The 14674-nt window shown below is 44.6% G+C and carries 15 protein-coding genes; all 15 read left to right on the top strand.

Annotated elements, in window-relative coordinates:
• Nucleotides 1-28: 28 nt before the first annotated feature.
• Nucleotides 29-1741 (top strand): ABC transporter ATP-binding protein, encoded by a 1713-nt coding sequence (locus Q0339_RS01460; protein ID WP_298077003.1) that lies wholly within the window; start codon nucleotides 29-31, stop codon nucleotides 1739-1741.
• A gap of 69 nt (nucleotides 1742-1810) precedes the next feature.
• Nucleotides 1811-3685, top strand: coding sequence for an ABC-F family ATP-binding cassette domain-containing protein (locus Q0339_RS01465; RefSeq protein ID WP_298077004.1), 1875 nt, complete (start codon nucleotides 1811-1813; stop codon nucleotides 3683-3685).
• 37 nt (nucleotides 3686-3722) lie between these two features.
• Nucleotides 3723-4664, top strand: coding sequence for a thymidylate synthase (locus tag Q0339_RS01470; protein WP_298077005.1), 942 nt, complete (start codon nucleotides 3723-3725; stop codon nucleotides 4662-4664).
• A gap of 32 nt (nucleotides 4665-4696) precedes the next feature.
• Nucleotides 4697-5206: a dihydrofolate reductase gene (locus tag Q0339_RS01475; protein WP_298077007.1), complete on the top strand. Its 510-nt coding sequence runs from the start codon at nucleotides 4697-4699 to the stop codon at nucleotides 5204-5206.
• A complete protein-coding gene (pip, locus tag Q0339_RS01480; RefSeq protein ID WP_298077009.1) occupies nucleotides 5200-6141 on the top strand; it encodes a prolyl aminopeptidase in 942 nt (313 codons plus the stop codon). Before Q0339_RS01475 ends, pip begins: the two co-directional genes overlap by 7 nt.
• Nucleotides 6142-6330: 189 nt before the next feature.
• A complete protein-coding gene (locus Q0339_RS01485) occupies nucleotides 6331-7203 on the top strand; it encodes an EfeM/EfeO family lipoprotein (protein WP_298077010.1) in 873 nt (290 codons plus the stop codon).
• Nucleotides 7193-8434: an iron uptake transporter deferrochelatase/peroxidase subunit gene (gene efeB, locus Q0339_RS01490; RefSeq protein WP_298077011.1), complete on the top strand. Its 1242-nt coding sequence runs from the start codon at nucleotides 7193-7195 to the stop codon at nucleotides 8432-8434. Before Q0339_RS01485 ends, efeB begins: the two co-directional genes overlap by 11 nt.
• Complete coding sequence (locus tag Q0339_RS01495; RefSeq protein WP_298077012.1) at nucleotides 8427-10130, top strand: FTR1 family protein; 1704 nt, start codon at nucleotides 8427-8429, stop codon at nucleotides 10128-10130. Before efeB ends, Q0339_RS01495 begins: the two co-directional genes overlap by 8 nt.
• On the top strand, nucleotides 10123-10860 hold the full coding sequence (gene tatC, locus Q0339_RS01500) for a twin-arginine translocase subunit TatC (RefSeq protein WP_298077013.1): 738 nt from the start codon (nucleotides 10123-10125) through the stop codon (nucleotides 10858-10860). The genes Q0339_RS01495 and tatC overlap by 8 nt, the downstream gene beginning before the upstream one ends.
• Nucleotides 10844-11026, top strand: a complete 183-nt coding sequence (locus Q0339_RS01505; protein ID WP_298077014.1) for a twin-arginine translocase TatA/TatE family subunit — start codon at nucleotides 10844-10846, stop codon at nucleotides 11024-11026. The genes tatC and Q0339_RS01505 overlap by 17 nt, the downstream gene beginning before the upstream one ends.
• 175 nt (nucleotides 11027-11201) lie before the next feature.
• Nucleotides 11202-12095, top strand: a complete 894-nt coding sequence (locus Q0339_RS01510; RefSeq protein ID WP_298077015.1) for a transporter substrate-binding domain-containing protein — start codon at nucleotides 11202-11204, stop codon at nucleotides 12093-12095.
• 1 nt (nucleotide 12096) lies between these two features.
• Entirely contained in the window at nucleotides 12097-12786 is a 690-nt protein-coding gene (locus Q0339_RS01515) for an amino acid ABC transporter permease (RefSeq protein ID WP_298077016.1), read from the top strand.
• Between the two features lie 501 nt (nucleotides 12787-13287).
• The gene (locus Q0339_RS01520) at nucleotides 13288-13701 is read left to right on the top strand and encodes a hypothetical protein (protein WP_298077017.1); all 414 of its coding nucleotides are present in this window, start codon (nucleotides 13288-13290) and stop codon (nucleotides 13699-13701) included.
• Nucleotides 13698-14450: a class I SAM-dependent methyltransferase gene (locus tag Q0339_RS01525; RefSeq protein ID WP_298077018.1), complete on the top strand. Its 753-nt coding sequence runs from the start codon at nucleotides 13698-13700 to the stop codon at nucleotides 14448-14450. The genes Q0339_RS01520 and Q0339_RS01525 overlap by 4 nt, the downstream gene beginning before the upstream one ends.
• An 11-nt stretch (nucleotides 14451-14461) precedes the next feature.
• A partial coding sequence (locus Q0339_RS01530; RefSeq protein ID WP_298077019.1) for a 2,3-bisphosphoglycerate-dependent phosphoglycerate mutase occupies nucleotides 14462-14674 on the top strand: 213 nt, incomplete at its 3' end.

Below are 14674 nucleotides of genomic sequence, written 5' to 3' on the forward strand. Positions count from 1 at the left end.
GCCTTTTTATGAGAAAGGATGATGCTGGGTGCTACGCGCCTTTTTTGCCTATTACAAGCCCTACAAGATGCTCTTCATAATTGATTTTACTTGTGCGGTGATTTCCGCTATGTTAGAGTTGAGTTTTCCATTTGTCGTCAATCGGGTTATTGACACCATCTTACCAACAGGCCATTATCAGACGGTTATTTGGGTCTGTCTCTTGTTACTTGCCTTCTATCTCTTCAATATGGTGATGAAGTACATTGTAGTCTACCTAGGCCATAAGTTGGGCATTACCATTGAAACCGATATGCGACGTCAGCTCTTCCAGTACTTCCAAAGACAGTCCTTTGAGTATTTCGATAATAAGCAGACAGGGGAGCTCATGTCGCGGCTAACCAGTGACTTGTTCGAAATCGGGGAGTTAGCCCATCATGGGCCTGAAGACTTATTCATTACCCTGATGAGTTTGGTGGGGGCTTTTTGGCTCATGCTGCAGGTCCATGTGCAATTAGCCATTGGGACAGTGATTCTGGTGCCAATCTTGGGAGTTGCGCTGGCTATCTTTAATAAGAAGATGGGACATATTAATAGCCAAGTCTATCGTCAATTGGGAGAATTTAACGCCGGCATATCCAACAGCCTCAGTGGCATCCGAGTAGTCAAGGCATTCGCTAATGAAGCCCATGAAGAAGAACGTTTTGAAGGTCTGATTCAAGATTATCGCGACAATAAACTTAAATTTTATCAAACCATGGCGGCTTCTAGTGCCTTTAACTATGTCTTAATGCGTATTATCACCTTAATTGCCTTGGTGTCCGGGGCTTATTTCACCCTCAAAGGGGAGCTAACGACAGGCCAATTAGTAGGCTTTGTCCTCCTAGCTAATACCTTTGTTAAGCCGATTGAAAGTATCAATATCATGATTGAAACCTATCCAAAGGGCTTTGCGGGTTTCAAACGTTTCAGACAGGAATTAGCCAAGCCGGTTGCAGTTCAAGATCTACCTGATGCCCAGCCAGCGCCACACTTCCAGGGTCAAATAGATTATCGTAATGTGGAACTGGCCTATGAAGAGGGACGTCCCGTTATTTCTCAATTGAACCTATCCATTGCACCCGGTGAGAGCGTGGCTTTAATCGGGCCAAGCGGGGCAGGTAAGTCCAGTATGGTCAATCTCTTGCCACGTTTTTATGATGTAACATCGGGCCAAGTCTTGATTGATGGCAAGGACATCCGGGAATACACCTTGGCTTCACTCAGACAACAGATTGGGATTGTCCAACAGGATGTTTTCTTGTTCGACGGAACCATCCGGGAGAATGTCCTCTATGGTCGATTAGATGCAAGTGAGGCGGAAGTGGAAGCAGCTATTCGTGCGGCCAAATTGGATCAAGTCATTGAGCAATTACCTGACGGCTTGGATACTGCCATTGGGGAACGCGGCGTACGCTTATCTGGTGGGCAGAAACAACGCCTATCGATTGCGAGAATCTTCCTCAAGAATCCTTCCATACTGATTTTAGATGAGGCAACTAGCGCCTTAGATACGCAAACCGAGCAGTATATCCAGCAGTCCTTTGATCAATTAGCCAAAGGTCGGACCAGTCTCGTGATTGCCCATCGCTTAGCCACTATTCAGCATGTAGATCGCATAGTGGTAGTAACTGAGGCGGGGGTGGTAGAATCCGGTAGCCACCAGGAACTATTGGCTTTAGATGGTCATTATGCGGCCCTTTATCGGGCCCAGTTCGCCTAGCTATTAGGGCTTAGACTTAATCAGTCAAATTTGCTATAATAAACAGAGTTACAATGAGGGAATGATGACATGAAGACCTTAGCAGTCACAGGATTAGAGAAAACCTATGGAACCAAAACCTTGCTGGCAGGCATTGATTTTGCCATTCGGACAGGGGATCGTATTGGCTTGATTGGACCTAACGGGACCGGTAAAAGTTCCTTCTTAAAGGTGCTAGCAGACCAAACCGATTATGACCAAGGCACTATTGATATGCCAAAGGATTATCGCATTGCCTATTTGGCCCAGAATCCTGAGTTAGATCCTAACCAGACCATTTTAGATACGGTCTTTGCAGGAGATACGCCAGAATTGAAGCTCTTGCATGACTATGAGGCGGCCAATCATGCCTTGTTATCAAACCCTGATAATGGCAAGCTTCAGGAAGCCTTTCAGTCTATCACAGAAGCAATGAATCAGGCAGATGCTTGGCAGATTGAAGTTAAAGCCAAGACCGTCTTGACTCAATTAGGTCTTGTTAATCTCAATCAACGAGTGGGAGACTGCTCAGGTGGGGAACAGAAAAGAATTGGCATTGCCCAGGTCCTCATTGCTGAGCCAGATTTGCTTATCTTAGATGAGCCGACTAACCATTTGGATGTCAATTCTGTGCAATGGCTGGAAAAATATCTTGCTTCCTACAAGGGTGCGCTACTCTTGGTCACTCATGATCGCTATTTCTTGGAGCGGACCGTTAATAAGATTGTTGAGTTAAGACACGGTCGGTTCCGCGAGTATAGTGGCAACTACCAAGCTTATTTAGAGAAGAAGGCGACTGAACTCGCACTTGAAGAAAGAATGCAAGACAAGCAGGACAAGCTCTATCAAGCCGAATTGGCTTGGATGCGAAAGGGCGCCAAGGCTAGAACGACTAAACAGCAAGCCCGAATCGAGCGATTCGACCAATTAAAGGAAGAAATTGCCGCGCGTCAGGATAGCGTGGAGACCTCTGGTTTTGAATTTGATCAACAACGAATCGGCAATCAGATTATTGAGTTGGAGCAGGCGCGGATTGAAGTGGGGCAGCAAGTGGTCATTCAAGACTATACTAAACACTTCACCAAAGGCGAACGTATTGGGCTGATTGGTGCCAATGGGGTCGGTAAGACCACTTTTCTTAATACCCTCGCAGGCTATCATGACTTAGCAGCTGGGACATTGAAGCTAGGGCAGACGGTACGCTTAGCCTACTACCGCCAATTAGATCAAGATTTGCCGGGAGACATGCGGATTTTAGCTTATCTGACGCAAATCGCCGATAACTTTGTCAGTCCTGATGGACGCACCAAAAGTGCCGCACAGATGTTAGAACAATTCAATTTTCCTCGGGTTAGTCATGGTTCTAACATTTCAAGTTTGTCAGGGGGAGAGAAACGTCGGCTTTACCTACTTTCGCTCTTAATTCAGGAACCCAACGTCCTCTTCTTAGACGAGCCGACTAACGACCTAGATATTGATACCCTAACTGTCTTAGAGGATTATTTAAGCCAATTTGAAGGGCTTGTCGTCGTGGTATCTCACGATCGTTATTTCTTAGATAAGACAGTAGACCAGTACCTGATTTTAGAGGGGCAGGGCGCTTATACCACCTATTGGGGTAGATATTCTGACTACCTTGCCAAGGAGCAGACAGCCCCTGAAAAGGAAAAGCTGCCTCCTGCTCCAAGCAATAAACCAAAACGTGAACAGAAAAAGTTAAGCTATGAAGAGAAGAAGGAATGGGCAGGTATTGAGGCTGCGATTGAAGCCGCTGAGAACCGTCTCAATCAGATTCAGGAAGACATGGAGGCCAACAGTCAAGATGCTGGCCAATTAATGAGTCTTCAAGAAGAATTGGAATCGACCGAAGCTCACCTCTACCATCTTTATGAGCGATATGACTATTTAAGTGAATTAGCGCCCTAGGCGCTGTAAGTAAAGAAGGCAAGCAAAGGAGAAGCAAATGCAACAATATCAAGAATTAGTCAAGAAAATCCTAGCAGAGGGTCATGTTAAAACGGACCGAACTGGGGTTGGGACCAAGAGTATTTTTGGTTATCAGATGCGTTTTGATTTGAGCCAAGGCTTTCCCATGGTAACGACTAAACGCGTACCTTTTGGCTTGATTAAGAGCGAGTTACTCTGGTTTTTACGCGGTGATACCAATGTCCGCTATTTACTAGAACACAATAATCACATTTGGGACGAGTGGGCCTTCAAACGCTATGTGGAGTCTCCTGACTATCATGGCCCTGATATGACTGATTTTGGCTTGCGTGCAGTCGCTGATCCAGACTTTAATGAAATCTACCAGCAGGAATTAGCAGCCTTTAATGAACGAGTTTTGACTGATGATGACTTTGCTGAACGCTATGGTAATTTAGGTAATGTTTACGGTGCTCAATGGCGCTCTTGGCCTCTCCGAAATGGTGAGACTTTGGACCAAATTAGCCAGCTCATTGACATGATTAAGTATTCTCCTGATTCTAGACGCCTAATTGTGTCAGCCTGGAACCCTGAGGATGTGCCTAGTATGGCTTTGCCACCTTGTCACACACTCTTCCAGTTTTATGTGCATGATGGCAAGTTATCCTGCCAGCTCTACCAACGTAGTGCTGATGTTTTCTTAGGTGTGCCTTTTAACATTGCTTCCTATGCGCTCTTAACCCATTTGATTGCCAAAGAATGTGGCTTAGAAGTAGGGGACTTTGTACATACTTTGGGGGATGCTCATCTCTATCTTAATCATTTGGAGGCGGCGGAGACCCTCTTGAGCCGAGAGCCTAAACTACTGCCACAATTGGAAATTGACGATTTCGAGCAATTTGATCAAGTCTCTACTGACCAAATTCGACTACAAGGCTATGAGCCTTGGCCAACCATTAAGGCGCCGATTGCCGTCTAAAACATCCTTACATAGAAAGGAAGAAAAACACCATGCTGACTCTTGTATATGCCCAAGACCAAGCGGGCGGGATTGGTTATCAAAATCAACTGCCTTGGCACTTGCCCAATGACCTCAAGTTTTTTAAGCAAGTGACACTCGGTCATGCTATTTTGATGGGGCGCAAGACCTTTGAATCCATGGGCTGCCGTCTCTTACCAGGGCGGACTAGTTATGTATTGACTCGCCAAGAAGACTATAAGTCCGAAATTGAAGGCCTACACCGTGTTCATGACTTAGAAGAAATCAAAAGCTTGGCGCAAGATCAAGAAGTCATGGTCATCGGGGGCGCAGAAATTTTTGCTGCCATATTGCCTTTAGCAGACCGAGTTATTCGTACGCATATTAAGGCAACTTTTCCGGCAGATACCTTCGTCGCTGACCTAGATCAAGACCAGTGGCAGTGTGTAAAAATACAAGAAGGCTTGGTTGATGATAAAAATCACTATGCCCATCAATTTGAATGGTGGGAGCGTCGCTCCAAGGAGGGGAAATCATGCTAGGTTATCTAAATACGCCAGTCTTTGCGAGCCATCATATTCCAGTTGGTTCTGGCCATACGCTTTATGTGGAAGAAGCGGGTAATCCGACAGGCTGTCCTGTGGTTTTCTTGCACGGCGGACCAGGTGGGCAGGTTGGGGAGTCATCCCGGCGTTTCTTCGATCCTGAATTTTATCGGATTGTGCTAGTTGATCAACGAGGTTGTGGCAAAAGTCAGCCCTTCCTATCCCTTGAAGCGAATACAGTTTTGGATAGTGTGGCGGACTTGGAGATTATTAGACAAAGGCTTGGTATTGAGGACTGGCATGTCTTTGGTGGAAGTTATGGCTCAACCTTGGCCTTGACTTATGCCATCCACCATGCTGATAGGGTCAAGAGTTTGATACTTCGTGGTATCTTCCTAGGACGACAGGAAGATTCTGATTGGCTCTTCCAGTTTGGCGCTAGCGAGTTTTATCCTGAAGCCTTTGCCTTGTTTAGAGATTTTATCCCTCAAGAAGAACAAGATGATTTAGTAACAGCCTACTATCGGCGAATGATTGGGGAAGATCAGGCCCTAGCAGAAGAAGCCATGAAACGCTGGAGTGCCTGGGAAGGATCCGTTATTACGCTGCGACCAAATTTCCCAGCTCCGGATGCAGAGCTAGCGCCTGTTGACCGTTCACTCGGCCTACTTGAAGCCCATTATTTTGCTAACAAGATGTTCTGGGGAGAGGACAACTACATCCTCAATCGTGCCCATTTACTCAAGGATATTCCTATGTCAATCTTTCATGGCCGTTATGACGTCGATTGTCGTCCGAGTGGTGCCTATGCCTTAGCCCAGGCTTGTCCTCACGCTAAGTTCCAAATTGTCGAAGAAGCAGGCCATTCGCCTCAGGATGCGCCACTCTTCGAGGCCTTATTGGCAGCTATGGAAGCTATTAAAATTGGGTAAATTTCATAGAATGAGTAAAACGACCTTATAACAGGTCGTTTTTTTGTATTAGCAGAACTTTATTCGTAGTTATACTAATTAATTCTTTAGTAGAACTTATTCTCTTTTATTTAGAAAGGGTATTCTTTCTTGCTACAATAGGGTATGATAGTCTTATCAAGAAATCTATCGATAAAGGCGGGAAAGTAAATGAAAAAGAATTTGAAGAAGTTAGCAGTCCTCACTCTATTAGGAGCTCAAGTGGCCACTGTTTCATTAACTAGCTATTCTGTATTAGCTGAGGAGTCAAGCTCTGCTCAATCAGTAGATTTAAGCGCTGAAACTGAGGCTTACAAGAAGTTTGTTAGTGCAGAGATTGACCAGCTTCTAAAAGATACTGAAAACTTTGCTAAGCTAATCCAAGATGGCAAGCTGGAAGAAGCTAAGAAAGTTTATCCTTTGATTCGTAAGTCCTATGAACGTTCTGAACCTATTGCAGAGCTTTTTGCAGAGTCAGATGTCAAGATTGATTACCGCCTTGCAGACTATGTGGAAGATAATCAGACTGAAGAAGGTTGGTCTGGTTTCCATAAAATCGAACAAATTCTATGGGAAGAGGGCAAGACGGAGCCGGCAGTGTCCTACGCAAACCAGTTGGTTGATGATATTAAGGAGCTTAAGGCCAAAGTCGCAACAGTAGAGGTAACACCTGAAAACATGCTAACAGGCGCTGTAGACTTATTGAATGAAGTGGCTACTAGCAAAATTACCGGAGAAGAGGAAATCTACTCTCACACAGACCTCTATGACTTTGAAGCTAATATTGCGGGGGCAGAAAAAATCTTCAATATCTTTAAGGATAAGATTTCTGCCAAGGACCCTGAATTAGCTAAGAACCTAACCGAAAAATTTAAGACAGTTAATGACCTTTTAGCTAGCCACAAAGTGGATGCTGACCACTATAAGCTCTACACGGACTTAAGTGAGAAAGAAACCAAAGCTCTAGCTGAAGCGGTCACTAAGTTAGGAGAACCCCTATCTCAAATGGCCGTTATCTTGGAGGCTGATGAAAGTGGTCGCTAAAGAAGACGAAAAATGGTATGATAAACCCATTTCCCGCCGTGATTTTATCAAAAAGGCGGGCATGATGGGGGCAGGAGCCATGATGGCTCCAAGCATCATGAAATTACTTTTTGGTGGGACTTCACCCAAGGATGCTCTAGCCCTGGAAGAGGCAAACCAAGCAATTCCATTTTATGGTAAGCGTCAGTCAGGTATCACCACACCCATTCAGCGTCAGGTCTACTTTGCTGTCTTGGATATGGCGACGGAAGATTTGGAGACGATTCGTGGTATTTTCAAGTCTTGGACAACTTATATTGCTCGAATGATGCAGGGTGAGCTGGTTGAGGCTTATAAATCTAATACCATGCTACCGCCTACCGATACTGGTGAGGCTGTTGGTATGGGGACTGAGCGCCTTACCATTACGGTTGGGGTCAGTCCCAGTTTCTTAGACAAGCTCAAACTTACAAGTAAAAAATTGCCTGAGCTAGAGGATCTACCTAAGTTTGCCCGTGACCAATTGCAAGAAGACTTCACTGGTGGGGATATTTGTATCCAAGCTTGCGCAGAAGATGCCCAGGTGGCTTTTCATGCGGTTCGTAATTTGCTACGCAAGGGACGAGAACACCTGACCCTTAAATGGAGTCAGACAGGCTACGCCGCGATTACCAGCCAGGGCTCTACCCCTCGTAACCTTTTTGGGTTCAAGGACGGGACCGCTAATGTGACCAGCCAAGATGATTTTGACCGTGTGATTTGGTGTGACCAAGACAATTGGATGAAAAATGGGACTTATCTGATTGTACGACGTGTGCAAATGCATCTTGAAACCTGGGATCGAACCAGTCTGAAAGAACAAGAGAATACCTTTGGTCGTCACCGCGACAGTGGGGCGCCTCTTGGAGCGGTTGATGAATTTGATCCGGTAGATTTAGAACTAAAAGATGACAAGGGCAACCTTGTCATTCCAGAAGATTGTCATGTCCGTCTGGCCAAAGAAGTGGGCGAGGAGATCTACCGCAGAGCCTTTTCCTATGCCAACGGTATTGATCCGCGTACGGGGCAATTTGATGCGGGCTTGCTCTTTATTTCCTTCCAAAAGGATCCCCAACAATTTATTAAGGTTCAGAAGAATCTCGGAACCAAGGACAAATTAAATGAATACATTACCCATGTAGGGAGTGGCCTCTTTGCTATCCTACCGGGAGTAGAAGAGGGTGGCTATCTTGGTCAAAGCCTATTTGAATAAAGCAACTGTCTGTCTAACCCTGATTCTTGTCTTACTTTTTAGTCCTTTTGTTAGTGCTAAGACGGATTTGCAGTCCTATTTTATTCAAGTGACAGAAGCGACTCAGGCACTAGAGCAGGGCGATTCAAGCCAAGCTCATCAAAAACTAGAGGCTTTAGAAAGTTCTTTTGGCAAAGAAAGCCAAGCGTCTAGCCCTGCGGGGCAAGCAACTCAGTTGGCCATTGAAGCAGCTAAGGCAGACCTGAGTCATGATAAGCTTGTGGCTATTTCACGATCGCTCTTGGCCTTTGACAAGGAGCAGAATCCTGTAGATGAATCTGCCGCTAAGGACAAGCTTGAGAAGAGATTGACACCCTTGATTAAGCAATTAGAGAGCGCCACTGCCAAGCAGGATATAGAGTCAGTTAAACTAGCCTACAAGCAAGTCAATAGTGGCTGGACAGCTAATGAAAGCATTGTTAGATCAACTTCCAGTGCCCACTATAATCGAATTGAAACTTCCTTGGCCTTGTTACGGGCGGCTATTGAATTGGAACCAGTCGATTACCAAATCATTGAGGTTAACAGTCAGAGCTTGAAGCAAGCCATCCAAGATTTCTTGACGGGCACAGAATTAGAGTCAGCGACAGGGACAAATCTTGCCAGTTTGAAAGATGGTTTGCAACTTTTAGAAAAGGCTAAAGAAGCCTTTGCCAAAGGTCAGACCAGCCAAGCTAAGGAGACGATGAAATCCTTTATTGAGCTATGGCCTAGTATTGAAGGCGAAGTCTCGACTCGAAACTATAAACTTTATACCCGAGTCGAGCAAGAAACGCCCGTTATTATGGTCAAGGGACAGGATCCGACTTACCAAACCAAGCTAGAATCTCTAATAGATGAACTTAAGCAGATCAATAAGGCTAGCCAGTATTCCTACTGGGATGTCACGCTGATTGTCTTGCGTGAAGGTTTAGAGGCCATGTTGATTGTACTTGCTTTAGTTGCAAGTCTGCGGTCACTCAAGGCCAAACGCCCCCTAGCTTATGTATATGCTGGGACAGGCACTGGACTCTTAGCAAGTATTGCCTTGGCTCTGGCTTTAACGGCGCTCCTACCAACAATTTTTTCTGGTGTGGCGCGAGAGCTCATTGAAGCTGTCACAGGATTCTTTGCTGTTGTAACCTTAACCCTAGTAGGAATTTGGTTGCATCGGAGCTCAAGCCTAGCTTCTTGGCAAGCCTATATTGATCGCCAACTGGCCGCTTATCAAAGAACTGGACGCCTTTGGACCTTATTTGGGGTCAGTTTCTTAGCTGTCTTCCGCGAAGGTGCAGAGACTATTCTCTTCTTGGTGGGGATACTGTCTAAGATATCCTTCTGGGAGATGCTACTAGGGATTAGCCTAGCTACGCTAATTTTAGCGCTTGTCTGGTTGGTACTCAAGTACCTTGCTAATCGCTTATCACTTCCTTGGCTCTTTAAGATACTTACTATTGGGATTTATGTCTTGGCCTTCAAGATTTTGGGGGTCAGCATCCATACGCTTATAGTCACCCAGTATTTGCCTGCCAATCCAATTGTGTGGGGTAACTTACAGGCCATCGAATGGCTAGGATTTTACCCAACGTGGTGGACGGTGGCTAGCCAAGCTCTATACCTTTTGGGTTTAGTGTTCGTCTTCTTCCTAGTGTCGAGAGGAGAGAAGACAGATGGCTGATAGCAAGCATCTCAGTTTAGTAGGCCATTTGGCAGAATTTAGATCGCGCTTGATTCTTTCCCTAATCTGGTTTATCCTCTGGTTCTGCCTTGGGATTTTCTTGGTAGACCCTTTTTACCATTTAGTGACGCAATTTCTGGACCAGCCACTCTTAGCCTTGGGACCTAATGAAATTCTCTGGCTATATGTTAAGGTGGCCAGTTTAGTGGCCTTAAGTGCGAGTCTGCCTTTTGTCACCTATCAGATTTGGGCCTATGTCAAGCCGGCTCTCAAACAAGAGGAGTTACGTGCCATTTATTGGTACTTGCCAGCAGTCTTTCTTTGTTTTATCATGGGGTTAGCTTTTGGCTTTTATCTGGTGGCTCCGGCCTTGTTACAGGTGCTCTTGAATTGGAGTCAAGAACTCTTCGAAACGCGTCTGACAGTTGGAAATTATTTGGATTTTATCTTTGGCGTGACCTTGCCACTAGGCTTTCTATTTGAGATGCCAGTCTTAGTCGCTTTTCTGACCCATATTGGATTGCTGTCGCCTAAGTGGCTGAGTGCCTATCGGCGCTATGCCTACTTTGTGCTCTTGGTATTAGCCGTTATTTTAACACCAGCTGATTTTGTCAGTGACTTGGCCATGTTAGTGCCCCTGGTGGGACTCTATGAGATTAGTATTTTAATAAGCCATTGGATTTTGTATCGTAAGAAAAGAGGAGGGAAGCAAGATGGGATTACTTCGTGATATTGGGGCGCCGGGTTTAATTTTGATTGTCTTAGGTGCGCTCTTAATTTTTGGCCCTAAGCGTTTACCAGAACTAGGGGAGTCAATTGGTAAAATGTTTGTGTCATTCAAGCGTACCGTCCATGAACTGACGGATGACGATAAAAAGCAAGACAAAGATCAATAGTTTGTGATAAGAAAAGAGGAGCTAAGCTCCTTTTTTATGTTGGTACAGATATTAAAACTGTTTTATTTTATATCTAGAACAGCTAAAATAATCGACATTTATTAAGCAGAACAGTTGAAAGTAACTGTTCTAGGTGCTAGAATGAAATCAAATCTTAAAACCTAGGAGGTTTATTATGGTGAATGTGAAATGGAAAAAACTTGTGGCTGCTGCTAGCCTGATTACTTTAGGGGGAGCTTTATTGGCGCCTGTGCATCAGGTGCAAGCTGCGGATGAGTCTTGGGATCGTATCCAAAAATCAGGTAAAATTGTTGTAGCAACTTCAGGGGCTTACTACCCATCAACTTTCCACTCAGAAGTAGAGGGTAAAGATGTTTTAACCGGTTATGACATTGAAATCCTGCGTAAGGTTGCTGAAAAATTAAACCTTGAGCTCGAATTCAAAGAAATGAACACAGATGGTATGTTAACAGCCATTAAGTCAGGTCAAGCGGATATTGTAGCCAACGACTACGACATCACACCTAAGCGTGAAAAAGAATTCCTTTTCTCAACACCAATTAAATATAGCTTCGGTTCTATTGTAGTTCGTGAGTCCGATGACTCTGGCATTAAATCCTTAGATGATTTCAAAGGCAAGAAGGCAGCTGGGGAAGCGACCACCAAGTACATGGCCATTGCTGAAGCAAAAGGTGCGGAAGCTGTAACCTATGACAACGGGACCTTGGAACAATACATTGCGGACATTCACAATGGTCGGACTGACTTCATTCCAAATGATTACTATGTCCAAACCATTGCCATTAAGAATGCCAACAAGCTCTTCCCAGACTTCAAGACTAAGGTAGGGAATGTCTTCTACAACCCAAGTAAGGCAGCCTTCGTACTTAACAAGGAATCTGTGACCTTACAAGAAAAAATCAACCAAGTCTTAGAAGAAATGCGTAAAGATGGTTCCTTGGCAGAACTTTCTAAGAAGTTCTACGAAGGGGAAGATGTTTCAACTGAGAAGGAAGAGATCGGCGGTAAGAAACTTAAAGATCTACCTGTAGTGGAAGTGGATCGTTAAGATGGCCCATTTGCTCTTGACTATCAAGTGGCACTATATCTTTAATCCAGAATTGGCGCTCAAAGGACTGCCAACAGTACTACAAGGTCTGGGCAATACATTGACTTTGTCTTTAGCTAGCTTTCTCTTAGCCACGCTTGGAGGACTTTGCCTAGCACTCTTGCGTTTAGCGCCTTTGCGTGGCTTACGCGCTATTGCTATTGCCTATATTTCCTTTTTCCGTGGTGTGCCGCTCTTAGTTACTTTGTTCTTTATCTATTATGGCTTACCACTGATGGGAATTGTCATGTCGGCCTTCACGGCTGCCATTTTGGGTTTGTCCATTACGGCTTCTGCCTATACTGCTGAAATTATTCGTGCCGGTATTGAAGGCGTGGAAAAAGGCCAGTGGGAAGCAGCCTTTGCTGTCGGTCTGACCTATCGACAGTCACTTCGCTATGTGGTGATACCTCAGGCTACGCGACTAGCCATTCCCCCCTTATCCAATGTTATGCTAGATTTGGTTAAGTCCTCTTCGATTGCCGCTATTATTAGTGTGCCAGAGATATTCCAGAAGGCTAAAGTAGTAGGAGCCTCAGAACATGACTTCATGACCATGTATATCTTGGTAGCAGTCATCTATTGGCTAATTTGTACGGCATATTCCTTGGTTCAAGCCAAGTTAGAACGTCGATTTGCCCTAGATATTTAAAGAAATATAGAGAAAGAGTCCCTTAGTTTAAGGGGCTTTTTTCTATAGATGATGAGGGGTGTGCTTGAATTGAAAAGTCTGATTGAAAGTGCTAGACTTAAAGTAAAGAGGAAAGGGGTAAAGGCAACTATGGGCAATAAGCAACAAAAAAAGCCAGTAAGATTTGGTTGGCCTGTAGACCGGAAAATACCTCGTAATTCCAGAGAATGGACGATGTTCTGGCTATCAATTGCCTTGACTCTAGTCATAAGCTGGGCTTTCTATCTCAGTCGTTGGCCCGTTCCAGTCAGGAAGGCACATTTCATCTTTCATGACGATGTAAACCGACTGATGGACTTAAAGATGCTTGAGTCAGAATCTTTCAGCTATCTATTGACTCTTGTGGCGGTCCTAATTGTTATCTTCATTTTTTATATGGTGACATCACATCTGATTTATATAGCCTATGATATTTGGCAGTCAATAAAGAGAAAAAGAAAAAACTAGGAAGGAGGGCAAGACATGGTAAAACGCCCCAACCACAGAAAAAATAATAATAAGAAGAAGCGAAAACAAAGTCCTAGTCGCGAGCGTCACTATCTGAGTTTTAGGGAAAAGTCTGTCCTCCAGATTATTGCCTTATTGATTGCAATAGGCTCTATTGCCATTGCTTATATGATGGATATTCGTTTGATGGCCTCCGCTAGTTCCCCTGGACTTAGTCTTAGAAGAACCTTGTCTTGGGAAAGTATCCAACTACTTACTAACTTTTCAGATTTTAAGACTTGGCTCTTGAGCATACAAGCCTTGATTGTGGTCTTGCTTATCTTTGCTTTCTTGGTGACGGTTTGCAACTTCTGGGTTCAATGGACTTGGCATGAGTTACGCACACTCTTTTTCTCCCAAGACAAAGGTCAGGAAGAGGTGGAAGCATGACCTTGATTGTGACAACAGCCATTGACAAAGAAACTAACTTAGTAAAGCAGGCCCAGGAACTATCCAATCTATTCGGTGGAATCTATCAAGACCGTGGTAAGCGTACCATGAAGCAAATTTATAGTCAGGCAGATGGTGCCTTAGTCCTTAACAAGAATGAGTTAATCTACTATGATGCGGAGGGGCAGAAGCTCTTTTTCCATCCCAATACAGCCTGGCTTAGAGTACTTAACGGGCGTGACCCTTTGTTGGAAGCCTTAGCTTGTCCAGTTGGTGCCAGTGTCCTTGATGCCACCATGGGGATGGCCAGTGACAGCTTGGTGATGCAGTATTTTGGCTACCAGGTCACTGCTTTGGAGTCTAATCCCTTGGTGCATTTAATTGTCAGTGATGGGCTATCTCGCTTTGTTATGGAAGATAGTCGTTTTACTCAAGCCATGAGAGACTTGGTGACTTACTGTCAAGACCACCAAAGTTATTTAGCTCAAGCCGCAGATAAGAGTATAGATTGTGTCTACTTTGACCCTATGTTCAAGGTGGGAATCGAAGAATCAAAAAATTTAGATGGTATTCGCCTCTTAGCTAATCGGCAACCCTTGACTGAAGAAACTTTGGAAGAGGCCAAGCGGGTAGCAAGGCACCGTGTCGTTGTCAAAGCCCACTATCAAGATTCTATTTTTGAAGACTTAGGTCTGACACGTATCAAACGACCTAATACCAAATTCCATTATGGCTACTACCAATGTTAGGAGGAAACTTTATGAAACAATTAGTTTTAATTCGTCATGGCGAAAGTGAGTGGAACCGGCTTAACCTATTTACAGGTTGGACGGATGTAGAACTGACGGATAAAGGTCTGGCAGAAGCCCATGAAGCGGGACGCCAGCTTAAGGCAGCAGGATTTGACTTCGATTTAGCTTATACGAGCTATCTCAAACGGGCCATTCACACATTGGATACCGTTCTGACGGAG

Origin of the sequence: uncultured Abiotrophia sp. (genome assembly GCF_938010525.1) — a bacterium.
Lineage (GTDB): Bacteria > Bacillota > Bacilli > Lactobacillales > Aerococcaceae > Abiotrophia.